This window comes from Streptomyces sp. NPDC087215 (assembly GCF_044744885.1).
In the GTDB taxonomy this organism is placed as follows: domain Bacteria; phylum Actinomycetota; class Actinomycetes; order Streptomycetales; family Streptomycetaceae; genus Streptomyces.
This window is the reverse complement of sequence record NZ_JBIUZD010000023.1, coordinates 36,431-53,636: the sequence shown is the minus strand read 5'-3', so window position 1 is coordinate 53,636 and position 17,206 is coordinate 36,431. Positions and strand designations below refer to the sequence as shown.

The 17,206-nt window shown below is 72.5% G+C and carries 20 protein-coding genes; 13 read left to right on the top strand and 7 right to left on the bottom strand.

Going from position 1 to position 17,206, the window contains the following annotated elements; genetic code table 11:
* Nucleotides 1–15 precede the first annotated feature (15 nt).
* Entirely contained in the window at nucleotides 16–429 is a 414-nt protein-coding gene (locus ACIO92_RS32545; RefSeq protein ID WP_366444947.1) for a peptidoglycan-binding protein, read from the top strand.
* Here the strand turns inward: ACIO92_RS32545 and cynR are convergent.
* Entirely contained in the window at nucleotides 417–1,367 is a 951-nt protein-coding gene (gene cynR, locus ACIO92_RS32540) for a transcriptional regulator CynR (RefSeq protein WP_366444948.1), read from the bottom strand. The genes ACIO92_RS32545 and cynR overlap by 13 nt on opposite strands.
* Nucleotides 1,368–1,450: 83 nt before the next feature.
* Between cynR and ACIO92_RS32535 the strand changes: the two genes are divergently transcribed.
* From ACIO92_RS32535 to ACIO92_RS32515, 5 genes are all read left to right on the top strand, one after another.
* The gene (locus ACIO92_RS32535) at nucleotides 1,451–2,041 is read left to right on the top strand and encodes a carbonic anhydrase (protein WP_366444949.1); all 591 of its coding nucleotides are present in this window, start codon (nucleotides 1,451–1,453) and stop codon (nucleotides 2,039–2,041) included.
* A gap of 66 nt (nucleotides 2,042–2,107) precedes the next feature.
* Nucleotides 2,108–2,575, top strand: a complete 468-nt coding sequence (gene cynS / locus ACIO92_RS32530; RefSeq protein ID WP_366444950.1) for a cyanase — start codon at nucleotides 2,108–2,110, stop codon at nucleotides 2,573–2,575.
* Nucleotides 2,576–2,775: 200 nt separating this feature from the next.
* Nucleotides 2,776–3,537 (top strand): SDR family NAD(P)-dependent oxidoreductase, encoded by a 762-nt coding sequence (locus ACIO92_RS32525; RefSeq protein ID WP_366444951.1) that lies wholly within the window; start codon nucleotides 2,776–2,778, stop codon nucleotides 3,535–3,537.
* An 87-nt stretch (nucleotides 3,538–3,624) separates the two neighbouring features.
* Complete coding sequence (locus tag ACIO92_RS32520; protein WP_366444952.1) at nucleotides 3,625–4,332, top strand: TetR family transcriptional regulator; 708 nt, start codon at nucleotides 3,625–3,627, stop codon at nucleotides 4,330–4,332.
* A 162-nt stretch (nucleotides 4,333–4,494) separates the two neighbouring features.
* Nucleotides 4,495–4,884 (top strand): zinc ribbon domain-containing protein, encoded by a 390-nt coding sequence (locus ACIO92_RS32515; protein WP_366444953.1) that lies wholly within the window; start codon nucleotides 4,495–4,497, stop codon nucleotides 4,882–4,884.
* A gap of 62 nt (nucleotides 4,885–4,946) precedes the next feature.
* Here ACIO92_RS32515 and ACIO92_RS32510 read toward each other — a convergent pair whose 3' ends face one another.
* The 4 genes from ACIO92_RS32510 to ACIO92_RS32495 form a co-directional block, all read right to left on the bottom strand.
* Entirely contained in the window at nucleotides 4,947–5,903 is a 957-nt protein-coding gene (locus ACIO92_RS32510) for an electron transfer flavoprotein subunit alpha/FixB family protein (protein ID WP_366444954.1), read from the bottom strand.
* Nucleotides 5,904–5,941: 38 nt separating this feature from the next.
* A complete protein-coding gene (locus tag ACIO92_RS32505; RefSeq protein WP_401241870.1) occupies nucleotides 5,942–6,727 on the bottom strand; it encodes an electron transfer flavoprotein subunit beta/FixA family protein in 786 nt (261 codons plus the stop codon).
* Between the two features lie 38 nt (nucleotides 6,728–6,765).
* Nucleotides 6,766–7,932 (bottom strand): acyl-CoA dehydrogenase family protein, encoded by a 1,167-nt coding sequence (locus ACIO92_RS32500; protein ID WP_366444957.1) that lies wholly within the window; start codon nucleotides 7,930–7,932, stop codon nucleotides 6,766–6,768.
* A gap of 146 nt (nucleotides 7,933–8,078) precedes the next feature.
* A complete protein-coding gene (locus ACIO92_RS32495) occupies nucleotides 8,079–8,756 on the bottom strand; it encodes a ScbR family autoregulator-binding transcription factor (protein WP_366444958.1) in 678 nt (225 codons plus the stop codon).
* 129 nt (nucleotides 8,757–8,885) lie between these two features.
* On the opposite strand from ACIO92_RS32495, the gene ACIO92_RS32490 reads away from it, so the two are divergent.
* On the top strand, nucleotides 8,886–9,836 hold the full coding sequence (locus ACIO92_RS32490) for a ScbA/BarX family gamma-butyrolactone biosynthesis protein (protein ID WP_366444959.1): 951 nt from the start codon (nucleotides 8,886–8,888) through the stop codon (nucleotides 9,834–9,836).
* A gap of 14 nt (nucleotides 9,837–9,850) precedes the next feature.
* The gene (locus tag ACIO92_RS32485) at nucleotides 9,851–10,807 is read left to right on the top strand and encodes an NAD-dependent epimerase/dehydratase family protein (protein ID WP_402283960.1); all 957 of its coding nucleotides are present in this window, start codon (nucleotides 9,851–9,853) and stop codon (nucleotides 10,805–10,807) included.
* A gap of 61 nt (nucleotides 10,808–10,868) precedes the next feature.
* Here ACIO92_RS32485 and ACIO92_RS32480 read toward each other — a convergent pair whose 3' ends face one another.
* Nucleotides 10,869–11,528 (bottom strand): deoxynucleoside kinase, encoded by a 660-nt coding sequence (locus ACIO92_RS32480; RefSeq protein WP_366444961.1) that lies wholly within the window; start codon nucleotides 11,526–11,528, stop codon nucleotides 10,869–10,871.
* Nucleotides 11,529–12,294: 766 nt separating this feature from the next.
* Here ACIO92_RS32480 and ACIO92_RS32475 point away from each other — a divergent pair.
* The 5 genes from ACIO92_RS32475 to ACIO92_RS32455 all read left to right on the top strand — a co-directional run bounded on the left by ACIO92_RS32475 (nucleotide 12,295) and on the right by ACIO92_RS32455 (nucleotide 15,796).
* Complete coding sequence (locus tag ACIO92_RS32475) at nucleotides 12,295–12,741, top strand: SRPBCC family protein (RefSeq protein WP_366444962.1); 447 nt, start codon at nucleotides 12,295–12,297, stop codon at nucleotides 12,739–12,741.
* Between the two features lie 153 nt (nucleotides 12,742–12,894).
* The gene (locus tag ACIO92_RS32470) at nucleotides 12,895–13,245 is read left to right on the top strand and encodes a YciI family protein (protein WP_366444963.1); all 351 of its coding nucleotides are present in this window, start codon (nucleotides 12,895–12,897) and stop codon (nucleotides 13,243–13,245) included.
* 4 nt (nucleotides 13,246–13,249) lie between these two features.
* Complete coding sequence (locus tag ACIO92_RS32465; RefSeq protein WP_401241861.1) at nucleotides 13,250–14,515, top strand: RNA polymerase sigma factor; 1,266 nt, start codon at nucleotides 13,250–13,252, stop codon at nucleotides 14,513–14,515.
* A gap of 145 nt (nucleotides 14,516–14,660) precedes the next feature.
* A complete protein-coding gene (locus tag ACIO92_RS32460; RefSeq protein ID WP_366444965.1) occupies nucleotides 14,661–15,410 on the top strand; it encodes a DJ-1/PfpI family protein in 750 nt (249 codons plus the stop codon).
* Nucleotides 15,411–15,589: 179 nt separating this feature from the next.
* Nucleotides 15,590–15,796: a cold-shock protein gene (locus ACIO92_RS32455; protein ID WP_401241858.1), complete on the top strand. Its 207-nt coding sequence runs from the start codon at nucleotides 15,590–15,592 to the stop codon at nucleotides 15,794–15,796.
* Between the two features lie 59 nt (nucleotides 15,797–15,855).
* On the opposite strand, the gene ACIO92_RS32450 is transcribed toward ACIO92_RS32455, so the two are convergent.
* Nucleotides 15,856–17,136, bottom strand: coding sequence for a radical SAM protein (locus ACIO92_RS32450; RefSeq protein ID WP_401241964.1), 1,281 nt, complete (start codon nucleotides 17,134–17,136; stop codon nucleotides 15,856–15,858).
* Between the last annotated feature and the right edge of the window lie 70 nt (nucleotides 17,137–17,206).

The following is a 17,206-nucleotide window of genomic DNA, read 5'->3' as shown; positions in this document are numbered from 1 at the left end:
GAAGGACCGAACGACATGACGACCCGCGCGACCCGCTTCCGTACCGCCTGGGCCGGGGCGCTCCTCGTGGCCGCCACAGCCCTCCTCGGCGGTCCCGCCGCCGCCCCCGCCCAGGCCTGGTGGTTCCAGGAACTCCAGCAGTGCAAGAACCTCTACGGCTCCGAGGTCCACATGGCCTGGGAGATCCCCACCGTGGTCCTCGCCAAGGGCTCGACCGGGGTGTGCGTACGGGAGCTCCAGCTGGACCTCCTGGAGGTCGGCGCGGTCCGTGCCGAGGACCAGCCCGGCTTCGTCGACGGCGTGTTCGGCACCAAGACCTACAACGCGGTGGTGAGGTTCCAGCGGAGCGTTCCGGTCCAGGGCGGCGCGGACGGGGTGGTGGGGCGCTACACCTGGCACGCCCTGATCGCGAACGTCTACTTCGAGTAGCCGCCCGCGCTCCCGGCACCCTCCCGGCCCGTGTCTCCCCGGCCCTCGCCTTCGCCGCCCTCGCCGCTCACGGCCAGGGCGGCGAAGGCGAGGGCCGCCGCGCTGCGGTATCCGGCCGCGCGGCGCAGCAGGGTGACCCCGCGCGGCGGCAGGGCGGGGGAGAGGGGCACGGGCGTCAGGTGCGGATGGTCGCGGGTGACGGCGTCGGGCAGGACGGTGGCGAGGGAGGTCCGCCGGACGATCTCGGTGAGGGCGCCGACCGCGTTGGTCTCGACCGCGATCCGGGGCCGTACGCCGTGCTCGGAGACGTACGCGTCGATGTGCCGCCGGGTGGCGAAGTCCCCGCCGAGCAGGGCGAGATGATGATGGTTCAGCTCCGCCGCCGGGACCGGTTCGGTCCGTCCGGAGAAGGGGTGCCCGGGGCCGACGACCAGACCGAGGGTCTCGGCGAAGAGCCCGGTGGCCTCGATGCCCGGGAGGTGGCCGCCCTCGAAGGCGATGCCGAGGTCGAGCCGGTCGGCGAGGAGTTCGGTCTCGATGCGGTCCTGGGCCAGCTCCCGCACCTCCACGTCGATGCCCGGGTGGCGGCTGTGGAAGGCGGCGACCAGGGGGCCGGTGAGGTAGGCGGTGAACGTGGGGGTGGCGGCCAGCCGCAGTCTGCCCCGGGAGAGGTCGTGGACGTCGAGCACCGCGCGCTCGCCCGCCGCGAGGTCCCGGAGGGCGCGCCTGGCGTACTCCGCGTACGCCTCCCCGGCGTCGGTGAGCCGTACGGTGCGGCCGGTGCGGTCGAGGAGCGGGACGCCGAGGGCCTTCTCCAACTGCTTGACCTGCTGGGAGAGAGTCGGCTGGGCGATCCGCAGCTCTTCGGCGGCCCGGGTGAAGTTGGCGTGCTCGGCGACGGCGAGCAGATAGCGGAGATGGCGGAGTTCCGGCTGCATACCGCCAAGTATAGACCTCATCTATGACAGGTATCGATGGCAGGTCTTGGACGCTATAGCTCCTGTTCGTGCAGGGTGTGGACATGCCTCATCTCGCCGAGGGAATCGCCCGCTTCCAGCGGGAGGTCTTCCCCGCCAAGTCCGGTCTCTTCGCCCGTCTCGCCGCCGACCACCGCCCCGGAACCCTGTTCATCGGCTGCTCGGACGCCAGGGTCGTCCCCGAGCTGATCACCCAGACCGATCCGGGTGAACTCTTCGTCGTCCGCACCGCGGGGAACCTCGTTCCCGCCCACGCCCCGGGCACCGACGGGGTCGCCGCCGCCGTCGAGTACGCCGTCACCGTCCTCGGCGTGCGGGACGTCATCGTCTGTGGGCACTCCGCCTGCGGCGCGATGACCGCGCTCGCCGAGGGCCACGACCTGTCCGGGGCGCCCGCCGTCGCGGGCTGGCTGCGGCACGCCGACGCCTCGCTGGCCCGTACCGCCGCCGCCGGACGGGCCGGGGACGTGGCCGCCCTGGTCCGCGAGAACGTCGCGGCCCAGCTGGCCAACCTGGCCACCCACCCCTCCGTGGCCCGAGCCCTCGCCGAAGGCGACGTACGGCTGCACGGCTGGGTCTTCGACATCGCCGACGGCACCGTCGAGGACCTCGCCTCCCTGACCCGGGCGGCCTGAACCACCGGCCGCCCTCCCTCTTTTCCCCTCCTCTTCTCCTTCTTCCACGGAAAGGACGTACTCCTCATGGTGCACGCCCAGTTCGACCCCGCCGCCCGTCGTGAGCTGGCCCTCGCCGCCGTCGAGGCCAAGACCGTCAAGGACCTCAGCTGGCAGGAGATCGCCGACGTCTCCGGCTACTCCGTCGCCTTCACGACCGCCGCCCTCCTCGGCCAGCACGCCCTGCCCGAGTCCGCCGCCCGCGCCGTCGCCGCCCTCCTCGGCCTCGACGAGGACGCCGTCCGGCTCCTCCGGACCGTCCCCACCCGGGGCTCGTTCGACGGCGTCCCGACCGACCCCACCGTCTACCGCTTCTACGAGATGCTCCAGGTCTACGGGACCACCCTGAAGGCCCTGGTCCACGAGCAGTTCGGCGACGGCATCATCTCCGCGATCAACTTCAAGCTGGACGTGAAGAAGGTCGCCGACCCCGAGGGTGGCGAGCGCGCGGTGATCACCCTGGACGGCAAGTACCTGCCGACCAAGCCGTTCTGACCCGCCCCGCCGGGCGGCTCCCGCACACCGACGCGCTTCCGGACGAGATCCCTCGGGGTCCGCTTCCGGGAGCGCGTCCCGCGGTTCTATGGTGGGCGGCGCAGATCGCGCGGACCGCGCGGTCCCCCGCGGGCACGCGCCCGGTCCGGCGGCCACCCCGGCGGCAGGGCCGCTCCCGCACGACACGAACGAGGAGTTCCATGGACATCGCCGGCACAGCGGCTCTCGTCACCGGCGCCGCCTCCGGTCTCGGCGCGGCCACCGCCGCCGCGCTCGCCGCCCGGGGCGCCACCGTGTACGGGATCGACCTCGACAAGGCCGTGGCCGCCGCGGGACCGCTGCCCGAGGGCGTCCGGCTGCTCGCCGCCGACGTCACCGACGAGGAGCGGGTCCGCGCGGCGCTCGCCGCGATCGACGCCGACGGCGCGGAACTGCGGCTCGCCGTCAACTGCGCGGGCATCGCCCCCTCGGCCCGCGTCCTGGGCCGCAAGGGCCCGCACGACCTCGCCCTCTTCCGTACGGTCCTCGACATCAACCTGCTCGGCACCTTCAACGTGATGCGGCTCGCCGCCGAGGCCATCGCCCGGCACGAGCCCGACGAGCACGGGCAGCGCGGCCTCGTCGTCAACACCGCCTCGATCGCCGCCTTCGAGGGTCAGGTAGGGCAGATCGCCTACGCCGCCTCCAAGGCGGGCGTCGCGGGCATGACCGTCACCGCCGCCCGTGATCTGGCGCAGTTCGGCATCCGGGTCGTCACGATCGCCCCCGGCATCGTGGACACCCCGATGATGGCCGGGTTCGGCGAGGACGTCCGGGCCGGTCTCGCCGCGAGCGTCACCTTCCCGCAGCGCCTCGCCCGCCCGGAGGAGTACGCGCGGCTCGTCACGATGGTCGCCGAGCACGACTACCTCAACGGCGAGACGATCCGGATGGACGGCGCGCTGCGGATGAGCGCCCGCTGACCTGCGTACCCCCGATGCTGCACTCGGTGCCGGATCTTCCCGGCACCTAGTGCCGCTCGGAGACCGGGCGGGTGTTAGGTTCGGGCCATGGGTACGACGCCGACGAACTCCGCGAAGCCCGCGATGCGGGACTCCCTCATCGCGGCGGCCTTCCAGCTCTTCCTGGAACGGGGCTACGAACAGACCACGGTCGACGACATCGTCACCCTCGCGGGCGTCGGCCGGAGGTCCTTCTTCCGGTACTTCCCGTCGAAGGAGGACGTGGTCTTCCCCGACCACGAGCAGTGCCTCGACGACATGACCCGCTTCCTGGCGGCGAGCGCCGACTCCGACGATCCCATGGTCCGCGTCTGCGACGCGGCCCGGCTCGTCCTGCGGATGTACGCCGAGAACCCCACCTTCTCCGTCCAGCGCTACCGGCTCACCCGTGAGGTCGCCGGACTGCGCGCCTACGAACTCTCCGTGGTCTGGCGGTACGAGAAGACCCTCGGCGACCACCTCAGGACCCGCTGGGCCGACCGCAAGGACGGCACCCTGCGGGCCGACGTCGCCGCCGCGGCGGTCGTCGCCGCCCACAACCACGCCCTGCGGCGCTGGCTGCGCTCCGGCGGCGAGGGCGACGCGCTCGCGGAGATGGACCGGGCCCTGGAGTTCGTCCGCGCGACCTGGAGCCCGGACGCGGTCGTCGACGCACCCGCGGAGGAGACCGAGGACGTGGTGGTGGTGATCACCAAGCGGTCCACCCCGATGTGGCGCGTGGTGCGCGAGGTGGAGTCGAGCCTCGGCGAGAGCTGAGGTACCCGGCCGGAGTCGGACAGGGTCCGCCGGAGTCCGACAGGGCCCGACAGGGTTCGCGGTATCTCGGATCGAGGGAACTCAGGTCTTTATTTGATGGCACTCAGTGCCATATCTTTTCTCCATGCACGGTCGAGCCGCCGAGTGCGAGGAGAAGGCATCGTGTTCCACACGGGACTGAGGGGCGGGACCGTCGTCCGGCCCGACGAGGAGCCGGCCGCCGGGGCCGAGCTCCACTTCCAGCGCTGCCGCTGGTGCCGCACCACGACGTTCCAGCGCCTGCTCTGCCCGACCTGCGGGTCGACGGAGCTGAACCCCGAACTCAGCGAGGGGGAGGGCGTGATCTCCGTACGGCGCGGGGTCTCCGCCGCCGATGCCGACCTCTGGCCGGTCTACATGGCGGAGGGGTTCACGGTCCGCTGCCGGGTGGAGGGACCGCTGCACGCGGTACGCCCCGGGGTCCGGGTGAAGGTCGCCTCCGGGGTCGGTGTGACCGGCCGCCGCCCCGTCGTACGACTCTGCGAGGACGTGCCGCTCGACAGCTGGTACTGAGCCGGAGAGGGGGGTGGATGGCACTCTGTGCCATCCACCCCCCTCTCCCGTACCGTCCGAGGTCAGCGGGTACCGATCTCGTCCGTCAGCTGCGGCAGCACCTCGAAGAGGTCGCCGACCACGCCGTAGTCCACCAGATCGAAGATCGGGGCCTCGGGGTCCTTGTTGACCGCCACGATCGTCTTCGACGTCTGCATACCCGCCCGGTGCTGGATCGCGCCGGAGATGCCCGCCGCCACGTACAGCTGCGGCGAGACCTGCTTGCCCGTCTGCCCGACCTGCTGGGAGTGCGGGTACCAGCCCGCGTCCACGGCGGCGCGCGAGGCGCCCACGGCCGCGCCGAGCGAGTCGGCCAGCTTCTCGACGACCGCGAAGCCCTCGGCGGCGCCGACCCCGCGCCCGCCCGAGACCACGATCGGGGACTCGGTCAGCTCCGGACGGCCGGTCGACACGCGCGCGGTGCGCGAGACGACCTTCGCCGCGTTCCCGGTGAAGGCGACGGTGACGTTCTCGACCGCGCCGGCGGCCGGAGCGGCCTCGGGGGCGGTCGAGTTCGGCTTGACGGTGATGACCGGCACACCGTGCGAGACCGTCGAACGCACCTGGTACGAGGCGGCGAAGACGGACTGCGTGGCGACCGGGCCGTTCTCGCCCGCCTCCAGCTCCACGGCGTCCGTGATCAGACCGGAGCCGAGGCGGAGCGCGACCCGGGCCGCGACCTCCTTGCCCTCGCCGGAGGAGGTCACCAGGACGGCCGCCGCCCCCTTCTCCTCGGCCAGTTGGGCGAGCGCGTCCACCTTCGGCACCACCGAGAGATCGGTGAACTCGGCGCCGTCCGCGACGTACACGGCCGCCGCGCCGTACTCACCCGCGGTGGCGGCGATCGAGGCGGCGGCCCCGCCCGCGCCGAGGACGACCGCGGAGGGCTCGCCGATGCGGCGGGCCAGGGTCAGCAGTTCGAGGGCCGGCTTGCGGACCGCACCGTCGGCGTGGTCCACGAGAACCAGGATCTCGGCCATGATTCATCGCTCCTGTTCGGTATGCGGCTGACGGCGGGTCAGATGAACTTCTGGGTGGCGAGGAACGCGGCGAGCTGCTTGCCGCCGTCGCCCTCGTCGGTGACGATCGTGCCCTGGGTGCGGGCCGGGCGCGCGGCCACCGCGTCGACCAGGGTCCAGGCCCCGGCCAGGCCCACCTCGTCGGCGTCGATGTCCAGGTCGTCCAGGTCGAGCTTCTCGACCGGCTTCTTCTTGGCGGCCATGATCCCCTTGAAGGAGGGGTAACGAGCCTCGCCCGACTGGTCGGTGACCGAGACGACGGCCGGCAGCGGGGCCTCCAGGTGCTCGGTGGCGGCGTCGCCGTCCCGGCGGCCCTTCACCACACCGTCCGCCACGGACAGCTCCGACAGCAGCGTGGCCTGCGGCAGGCCCAGGCGCTCGGCGAGCAGCGCGGGCAGTACGCCCATGGAGCCGTCGGTCGAGGCCATGCCGCAGACGACCAGGTCGAAACCGGTCTTCTCCAGCGCCTTGGCGAGGATCGCGGAGGTGGCGATCACGTCCGAGCCGTGGATGGACTCGTCGTTGACGTGGACGGCCTTGTCGGCGCCCATCGACAGCGCCTTGCGCAGCGCGTCGTTGGCGTCGTCCGGACCGACGGTCACGACGGTGACCTCGGCCTCGTCGGCCTCCTCCGCGATCCGCAGCGCCTGCTCGACCGCGTACTCGTCCAGCTCCGAGAGCAGGCCGTCGACGGCCTCGCGGTCGGTCGTCAGGTCGTCGGCGAACCCGCGCTCGCCGGTCGCGTCGGGGACGTGCTTCACACAGACGGCGATCTTCAGGGTCACGGTCTGTCTCCTTTCAACGGGCTGGTCGTCCGGGCGGGTCAGGGGAGGTTGCGGGCCATGACGATGCGCTGGATCTGGTTGGTGCCTTCGTAGATCTGGGTGATCTTGGCGTCGCGCATCATGCGCTCGACGGGGTAGTCACGGGTGTAGCCGTAGCCGCCGAGGAGCTGGACGGCGTCGATGGTGACCTCCATGGCGGTGTCGGAGGCGAAGCACTTGGCGGCGGCGCCGAAGAAGGTGAGGGCCTCCTTCTGGCTTCCGGCGGAGACGCGTTCGGACCTGGCGGCGGCGGCGTAGGTGAGCTGGCGGGCGGCCTCCAGCTTCATGGCCATGTCGGCGAGCATGAACTGCACGCCCTGGAAGTCGGCGATGGGCTTCCCGAACTGCTTGCGCTCGGTGACGTAGCCCTTGGCGTAGTCGAGGGCGCCCTGGGCGATGCCGACGGCCTGGGCGGCGATGGTGACGCGGGTGTGGTCGAGGGTCTTCATGGCGGTGGCGAAGCCGGTGCCCTCGGCGCCGATCATGCGGTCGGCGGGGATGCGGACGCGGTCGAGGTAGACCTCGCGGGTCGGGGAGCCCTTGATGCCGAGCTTCTTCTCCGGGGCGCCGAAGGAGACGCCCTCGTCGGACTTCTCCACCACGAAGGCGCTGATGCCCTTCGAGCGCTTCTCCGGGTCGGTGACGGCCATCACGGTGTAGTACTCCGAGACGCCCGCGTTGGTGATCCACCGCTTGACGCCGTCCAGGACCCAGAAGTCGCCGTCGCGGACCGCGCGGGTCCGCATCCCGGCGGCGTCCGAACCCGCGTCGGGCTCCGACAGGGCGTAGGAGAACATCGCCTCGCCGCTGGCCAGCGGGGTGAGGTACTTCGCCTTCAGCTCCTGCGAGCCGGACAGGACCACCGGGAGCGAGCCCAGCTTGTTGACCGCCGGGATCAGCGAGGACGCCCCGCACACCCGGGCGACCTCCTCGATCACGATGACCGTGGCCAGCGCGTCCGCGCCCGCGCCGCCGTACTCCTCCGGGACGTGGACCGCGTGCAGGTCGCTGGCGACCAGCGCGTCCAGCGCCTCCTGCGGGAACCGGCCCTCCTCGTCCACCGCCGCCGCGAACGGAGCGATCTTCGCCTCCGCCAGAGCACGGACCGACTCCCGGAGCATCTCGTGCTCCTCGGAAGGCCGGTACAGGTCGAAGTCCTTGCCCATGATGTGGAGCTCCCCTAGACGCTTGTGGCACTGAGTACCCTCAGCAAAACACACTCAGTGCCATGACGCCAGAGCGCCCCGACGCTTCCGCGTCGGGGCGCTCCGGCGGGCCGGTGGATCGGCCCATCGAACCCTTTGGTCGGTTTTCAGCTGTGGGTGTCCGCGAGGGCCTCGTCCCGGCGGCGCCGGCTCGTGTCGTACTCGATGCCCAGCTGCCGGGCCCGGTTCTCCGTCAGGTCGAGCCGGGTCAGCAGGGCAGGGGTGCAGATGCTGGGCACGAGATGCTGGAGCAGGACGGCCACCCGATGGGCCAGGTCGGCGCGGTCGCACATGATCTGCGACATCGCCTGGACCCCGGAGAAGGCGCCGGAGAACAGCTCCGCCGTGTCCGTCACGTTCACATGGGGCAGCAGCTCGCCCCGCGCCTTCGACACCATCAGGATCTCCGACACCTGGTCGACCCACACCTGGAAGGGAGCGGTGCGGTCGACGCTGATGGCGCCGCTGTCCAGGGCCAGGGCGACGCTCGCCCGCACCAGCGCGTCATGCTGGAGCCGATGGGTCAGCAGGAACGCCTGGTCGGCCAGCTCCTGGAGCTTGACCTCCTGCGGAGTGAGGGGCACGTCGAGCATCTGGGCGTCGAGCACACCCAGCGCGAGGTCCTCCTTGGAGGCGAAGTGGAAGTACAGCGCTCCCTTGGTCACCCCGGCGCGCGTCAGGATCTCGCCGATGGTCGTGCGCTCGTAGCCGCGCTCCGCGAAGACCGTCGCGGCCGACTCGAGGATCATCCGCCGGGTGCGGATCGCACGCGCTTGCTGCGCCAAGGCGCCTCCTGCTGTCTCGCTGTCTGTGCTCACCGTGGGACGTGGAGCGTTGAAAAGAAAACCGCGCTGTACGTACTCTAATCCGGGCGGATCCACCGCTCAGGGGGCGCGGGGACGCGGGAGGGACCCATGGATCTAAACCGTCGAGGAACGACGACGCACGTCCCCGGGGAGTTCGTTCACCAAACGGATCCGGCGGACATCATCCCCACGGGATGGACGCGGCTGAAGGAGAACCGGTTCTCCGTCTCCGCGCGCTGGCCTGCCTCACATCCCTTCTTCTCTCCGACGGCTGAGGACCGGCACGACCCCCTCCTGGTGGCCGAGACGATACGCCAGACCGCCATGCTGATAGCTCATGCCGAACTCGGGGTACCCGTGGACGACCAGTTCGTCATGTGGGGCCTCGGCTACGACGTCGACCCCGAGGCGCTCGCCGTCGACGGACTCCCCTCGGACGTCACCGTCGACGTGGTCTGCTCCGATCTCAGCAGCCGGGGCGGACGCCTCCGCGACCTGCGCATCACCGCCGTCCTCACCCGGGGCGACCGGTTCCTCGGCACCGGCAGCGCGCGCACCAGCTGCACCTCCGCCCTCGCGTACCGCAGGATCAGGGGCGACCGGATGGCCGCGCTCGGCCGCCCGGTCCCGCTGATCCCGGCGGTGGCACCGGAACCGGTCGGCCGCAAGGGCTCCGAGGACGTGGTCCTGGGCCCCGGCACCCGTCCCGGCCAGTGGCGGCTGCGGGTCAACACCGGCCACACCACCCTCTTCCGCCGCCCCAACGACCACGTCCCCGGGATGCTCCTGCTCGAAGCCGCCCGGCAGGCGGCGACGCTCACCCACGGCGACCCCGGCCATCTGCCCACCGTCATGGACGTCTCCTTCCTGCGGTACGCCGAACTCGACAGCCCCTGCTGGATCGAGGCCGAGGCCGTACCCGGCGCGGACACCGCCCGCACCGCCGTCCGGGTCGTCGGCCTCCAGGGCGGCCACCCCGTCTTCCGCTCCCTGTTCACCGCCCCGTCCCGGGAACCGGCGGTGGCCGGAGCGGGCCCCGCCCGCCGGTCGGCGGGCTGATCCGCACCGGAACCATGGGCCCACGCATCCTCATCACCGGCGCCACCGGATTCATCGGCGGCCGGGTCGCGGCGACGGCGGCGGCGCACCACGCGCCCGCCTCCGTCCGCCTCCTCGTCCGCCGCCCGTCCGCCGTACCCCCGACGCCCCCGCGCCCCGGCCGCCCGAAGACCGAGACCGTACGGGGCGACCTCCGCGACCCCGCCGCGCTGCGCCGCGCCGTCGAGGGGGTCGACGTCCTCATCCACTGCGCCTCGGCGATCGGCGCGGACGAGGAGCGGTCCCGCGCCGTCAACGACGAGGGCACCCGCGCCCTGGTCGACGCGGCCGTACGCGCCGGGGTCGGCCGGATCGTCTCCCTCGGCACCGCCTCCGTGCACGGCCGGGGCCCCTTCCGGGCAGCCGCCCCCGGCAGCCTGCCGCTGGCTCCCGGCTCGGTGACCAGCCGCACCCGGGCGGCGGGGGACCGGCACGTACGGGCCGCCGGAGGGACCGTGCTCCGGCCGCACCTCGTGTACGGTCCCGGCGACCGGCAGGTGATGCCCGCGCTGGCCCGGCTCCTCGAAGCGCTGCCGGGGCCGCTCGACTGCGGTGGCTCGCTGCACTCCCTGATCGGCGTGGACGCGCTCGCGGGAGTCCTGCTCGGCGCGGCGCTCTCGCCCGCGACCGTGCCGGGCCCGTACTACGTCGGCCATCCCGAACCGGTGCCGGTCGCCGAACTGCTCGCGGCGGCCGAAGAGCTGGTCGTGCGCGGGACGGACCTGCCCCGGCGCCCGGCGATCGACGTCGCCGAGGCCCGCGTCCTGCTCGCCGGGGTCCCCTATGCCGGACACCACCTGGACATGCTCGCCCACGACCACTGGTTCGCCGACAGCCGCCCCTGGCAGGACCTCGGCTGCGCCCCCGGCCCGCCCTTCCGCCAGGACGTCGCCGCGCACCTGCCGTGGTACCGGGACCTGCTGGAGGGCTGAGGGGGTACGGCCTGGGCCCGCCCGGACGACCGGTTCCGCGGGGGCGCGCCCGCGCCGTGACTCAGCCCCGCCGCCCGCGCGCCAGGGCGTCCTTGACCTCCCGCACCACACGGGACGCGTCCTCGGGGACGTTCACCACGTCGGTGCGGTTCATGTCCACGACGAGGACCTCGCTGGCCGAGTAGTGCTGGTGCACCCAGTCGTCGTAGCCGGACCACAGCGTCCGGTAGTACTCGACGAGGCTCTCGTCCTGCTCGAAGTCACGGCCCCGCAGCCCGATGCGGTGCAGCACCGTCCCGAAGTCCGCCTTGAGGTAGACCATGAGATCGGGCGCCTTGCGGTAGGGCAGCCCGTCGATCTCGCGCATCATCTCGTCGAGCAGGCCCTCGTACACCCGCATCTCCAGAGAGCTGATCCGGCCGAGGTCGTGGTTGACCTTGGCGAAGTACCAGTCCTCGTAGATCGACCGGTCGAGGACGTTGTCGCCCTGCCGGTACGCCTCCTTGATCGAGGCGAAACGCGTCCGCAGGAAGTAGAGCTGGAGCAGGAAGGGGTAGCGCTTCGCCTGGATCTCCTCGGGGCTCGCCGTGTAGAAGAGCGGCAGGATCGGATTGTCTTCCACGCTCTCGTAGAAGACCTGGCTGCCGAGTTCCTTGGCGAGCATCTCGGCCACACTCGTCTTGCCGATCCCGATCATCCCACCGACGCAGATCACCGGCATACCTCACTTCTCCTGATGGTTCCTGTTCGCGGGGCGGGCTGGTCGGCCCACCCCGATGAGACGCGCGCCAGTGGTCCCCCGATTCCCAGGGGCCTCGTGAGCAGCGTCATGGAGCCCGGAGCCGGGTCCGCACCGGGGCCCCGGGCCCTGAACGGGAGCGGACCGGTCCTCCCGACCGCAGGCCGGACCACACCGCGGTCGCCGTACTCGGTTCAGGGGCCGCGACCCCGAACCGTCTCGAATATTAGATGACGATTTGCCCGGGGTGCCGCCGTCGCCGATGGCACCCCGCCCCCTCCCGGGGCACCCCTCCACGACCGGAACCGCTCGGGGGAGGCGCTTGACGCGGGCCCTGCGTCACCCCGGTCCGGCGGAACGCGGCCGGGAAGCGGGCCAGGGCCGTCGGCCCACCGCATGGCGGGCCCGGCCCTCCTCGACGCCGAGCGCGACGGCGACCGGCCGGACCCGCCCGGTGCTCCCCCGGTCCGGCGCTCGGCCGTCCCTGACCGGCACCCGACAGCGCCGGACCGGGCCGGTGTGCCGCCCCGCCCCGGACCGGGCCGGTGTGCCGCCACCGCCGGAAGTCCGCGATCAGCTCCTCCACCCGTCCGCCGGGGGCCGACCGGCGCCGACGGCCGGCCGGTGCCACCGGTGCACCCGCTCGCAGACAGCTTCGGCGGTGGTGTCGAAACGGAGGCCGCTCGGGCGTCGACAGGGTGAGCGGGACGGCGACCGGCTCCCGCGCGGGACGTCACAGGAGGTCTTCATGAGCATCACCGTCCACCCCGGGATCCCTACCGCGGCGCTGGTGAGTCGCCGGGGCGTCGTGGCCGCCACGCCACCGGTGGTCTTCGCCTTGCTCACCGCACCGGGCGAGCACGCCGGTCTGGACGGCACCGGTGAGGTCCTGGGCGTCGTCGAGGGGCCGCAACGGCTGGAACTCGGCTCGGTGTTCCGGATGAGGATGAAGGGCTACACGACCACGAACACCGTCGTGGAGTTCGAACACGACACCCTGATCGCCTGGCGGCACCGCGGCCGGCACGTGTGGCGGTGGCAACTGCGGGCGGTGCCCGGCGGAACCGAGGTCACGGAGACGTTCGACTACACCGCCAAGCGGGCGCGGCGGCTGGTGCGGCTGATCGGTGTCCCGAAGCGGGCCGGTACCGCACTGGACAAGACCCTCACCGCGCTGCAGGCGCGGTTCGCCTGAGCCGCCGGAGCGTGTCGGTGGCCCGGTGGCCCGGCCGGTTTCCATGATTTCCGGTCGGCTCAGAAAATGCCTGCTCTACGCTGTCGAAACTTCGCCCGCGTGCACGTCGAACGGGTGAGAGGCGGCGCAGCCGCCGCGAGGAAAGGGAATGCCATGCGCTACATCCTGATGTCGCACGTCGACGAATCCGCTCTGGCCGGGCTGGCGCCTGAGGAGTTCCAGGCCACGATCGAACGTTTCGTGGCCTTCACCCAGGCACTGGCCGAATCCGGGGTGCTGCGTGGTGCGGAGCAGTTGCAGAGCCCCGACACGGCGACGACGGTACGCAGTCGGCAGGGGGAGGTCCTGCTCACCGACGGGCCGTACGCCGAACTGTCGGAGTCCTTCGGCGGCTTCTGGATCGTGGAGGCGGCCGACCTGGACACCGTGCTGAAGTACGCGGCCGACTGCCCGGCCACCGACTTCGGCTCGGTCGAGGTCCGGTCCCTGGTCGAGCTGGGCTGAGCGGATGTCCGGTCCGGTCGACGTCGCCGTCGAACAGGTCTACCGGGCGGAGTGGCCCACGCTGGTGGCCAGTCTGGCCCGGTGGACCGGTGACCTCGACCGGGCCGAGGACGCCGCCGCCGAGGCGGTCGCCAGGGCCTTCGAGACCTGGCCCCGCGACGGGGTTCCCACCCGGCCGGGTGCCTGGCTGCAGACCACCGCCCGGCGCGGGATCCTCGACCGGCTGCGCCGCGACCGTGTCGCGGTGGACAAGCTCGCCACCCTGGCGGGCGAGCTGCGCGACGAGCCGGCGGCCGACAGCGTCAGCGATCCCGACGACCCGTTCGGCGCCGTGCGCTGGTCCGACACCGCCGCCGAAGACCTGCTCCGGCTGGTGTTCACCTGCTGCCACCCGGCCCTGGCCGCCTCCGCGCAGGTGCCGCTCGCGCTGCGCCTGCTGTGCGGGCTGACCGCCGCCGAGACCGCCCGGCTGCTGCTCACCACCGAATCGACCGTCGCCCAGCGTCTGGTCCGGGCCAAACGCAAGATCCGCGACGCCGGGATGGTGCTGGACATCCCGCCCCGCGCCGCCTGGCCGGACCGCCTGGACGCCGTGCTGACCGTCATCGGCCTGGTGTTCACCGAAGGGCACACGGCCGTCGAAGGCCCGGGGCTGGTCCGTCCCGCCCTGTGCGACGAGGCACTGCGCCTGGCCGCCCTGCTGCGCGGGCTGCTCCCCGACGAACCCGAAGTCCTGGGGCTGTCGGCGCTGCTGCTGCTCACCGACGCGCGACGCGACGCCCGTACCGACGGCGACGGGCTGGTCCTGCTCGCCGATCAGGACCGCACCCGCTGGCGGTGGGACGACATCGGCCGGGGACTCGACCTCGCCACCAGGGCCCTGCGCCGAAGCGGTGACCGCCCCGGCCGCTGGGTGCTCCAGGCCGTCATCGCCGCCCTCCAGGTCCAGCCCGCGCCGGACCGGGAGGCCATCGTCACCCTCTACGACCGGCTGGCCGACCGGACGCCGTCCTCGGCGGTCCTGGCCAATCGCGCCGCCGCGATCGCTCTCGCACGCGGACCCGCCGCCGGTCTCGCCGCCCTTGACGGCGTGCGGGCCGCCCCCGGAGACCACCGTCTTCTCGTGCTCCGCGCCGAACTCACCGCCGAACTCGGCCGGCGCACCGAAGCACGGCAACTGATGCACGACGCCGTCCGAGCCGTACGCAACGACGTCGAACGCCGCCACCTCCAGCGGCGACTCGACACCTGGACCCACCCCGGCGCCTGAGCCCGCGGGAAGGAGGGCCCCGGCGGCCGGGCCGGGCCTCCCGTGGCCGTCCCTCGCTACGGGCGGCGGGAACCACCGGCCGGGCGCGTCCGACTGCCTGGACGTGACCGAGACATCGGGACCGACCGTCTTCCCGGGGAGAACCATGAACCGCCGTCATCTGCTCCGCACGACCACCGCCCTCGGCGCGGGCGGCGCCCTCGCGGGTGTCACGACCGCCGCCGCGGCGACCACCGCGACCGGGACCCCGGCCGCCCCGGGAGCGGCGGCGTCCGCCGCGCGTCGGCCCTTCCGGGTGCACCTCGTCCTCTTCGACGGCGTCGAGGAACTCGACTTCGCCGCCCCCTACGAGGTGCTCTCCGCCGCCGGGTTCTTCGCCGGACGCCCGGTCGAGGTCCGCTACGTCTCCGTGGACGGCCCCGGCACCGTCACCGCCGCCTACGGCACGAAGGTGCGGGTCGAACACCCCTGGGCCCCGCACCGGGCCGACCTGCTCGTCGTCCCGGGCGGCGGCTACGCCCGCCGCGAGGACCCCGGGGTGTGGGCGGAGATCGACCGGGGCGTCCTGCCCCGCGCCCTCGCGGCGGCCGTCCGGCCGGGGCTGACCGTCGGCGCCCTGTGCACCGGGGTGATGCTCCTCGCCGCCGCCGGGCTCACCCGTGGCCGCCCCTGCACCACCCACCACAAGGCGCGGCCCGACCTGGAGCGGCAGGGCGGGGTCCTGAAGAGCGCGCGGGTGGTCGACGACGGCGACCTGGTGACCGCGGGCGGTGTGACCTCCGGTCTGGAACTGGCCCTCTGGCTGGTCCGGCGCGAACTGGGCCCGGACGCGGCGAACGGCCTGGAGGCCATGCTGGAATACGAGGCCCGGGGCACGGTCTGGACCCGGACCTGACCCGGAGACACACCCCCGAGCGGCCCCGGAGCACACCCCGGACGCGCCCCCGCCTCCGACCTGCCCCCGCCTCGTCCCGCCCGGGACCCCGCCCTCCCCGACGGGCGAACGGCGCCCCGACGGGGTACATCTCCTGGGAGACGCGTACGAAAGCACGGACACGGGAACGGGAGGTCGCCGTGACAGGCAGGAGCAAGGGGTTCGTGCATTCCTTCGACCGGGCCGGCGGATATGGATTCGTCATCCCCGTGGGATCGCGGGAACAGGTCTACTTCCGCGCCGAGGACATCGAGGGCGGGGACCGCTCGCTCTCCGAGGGGCAGCAGGTCACGTTCGTGCTCGTCCTCGGCGACGGCCGTTTCGAGGCGAGGGAACTGCGTACCTGAGCCGTGGTCCCGGGGCCGTCCGGTCCCGGGACCACGCGGGCGGACTCACTCCGCCCGGGTCACTCGCCCGGCGCGGGGGACAGCGCGTCCATGAACGAACTGACGGAGAACACCGCGCGCCCCGGGCCCGAGGGGCCGTAGCCGGGCGGCGCGGCCAGCCCGTACTCGCCGAGGGTCGCCGTGTACGCCTCCAGGAGCCGCAGGTGGTACTCCAGCGGGGCGCCGTCCGGGTTGTCCCTGCCCAGCGGGGTCGTCGGCTCCGGGCACCAGGTGGTGAACCGGGGCGTGATCCCGCGCGACATGAAGAACCGCAGGCCCTCCCGGGTGGAGGCGATGGCCTCGTCCACGGTCAGGAAGCCGGAGGGGCGGGCCATCTCGACGCCCGCGACGAAGTTCGGGATGACGTTGCGCGGCCCGAACACCTCCGCCGAGTCCAGGATGCGCCGGTGCCACTCGTCCCGGCCGATGTAACGCTCCTTGCCGGGGCAGTACAGCTCGAACAGCCGCCGGTCCCACACCTCGTAGTTCGGGTGGTAGATCCGGATGCCGTAGTCGTGGAACCGCTGGACATCGGCCTTCGGCAGGGCCTGGGCCACGACCTTGCCGATCCAGCGGCCCGGGAAGCGCTCCTCGATCGCGCGCGCGTACTGCCCGTAGAAGTCGGCCTCGTCCTTCCCGCCGACGCGGGAGGTGACCGCGCCGCCCGTGAGGGTGTACGCCGTCGAGGTCCGGGCGGTGTCGTGCCGGTCGATGATCTCCAGCGCCTCCAGCACCTCGTCGACCGGCTTCACCCCGGTGTACGGGCGGCCCGCCGCCTTGTGCTGGCGCCAGTTGTGGTTGATGTCGCAGTACTGGCACTCCTCCTTGGCGCCGAAGTACTGACAGACCCGGAAAACCGTGAGGTAGATCAGATAACCCCACTGGATGGTGGGGGCGACCTCCATCACGGACTTCCCGTTCGACAGCGGGTGCCGGTAGTACTCCGGCATCGGCGGCAGACCGACGTCCGCGATCCGCGTCCCGTCGAGGAACAGCGCGAGCGTCCCGTCCCCGTCCGGCGCCACCCGGTACGGCGACGAGGGGTTGACCCGCACCGACACCACCGTGCGGCGCAGCCCGTACGGACCGCCGGTCAGCACGATCTCCTCCGGCGGCCGGTTCAGCGCCGCCTCCCCGAGCTCCGGCAGCGTCCGGTGGTCGAAGGAGAAGATGAAGTACGACTTCGGCTTGACCTCGCCGCCCTCGTTCCCGCTCAGCGCCGACGGGTCGAAGGCGAGCCCGCCGCGCAGCAGGTCCTCCTTGAACACCGCCTCCGGCGGGACGCCGGGGAAGCGTTCCATGAGGGACTCGACGACGGCGGTACGGGTCGGGGCGGCGCTGGACACAGGCGGATCTCCAGTGGTGAGGGAC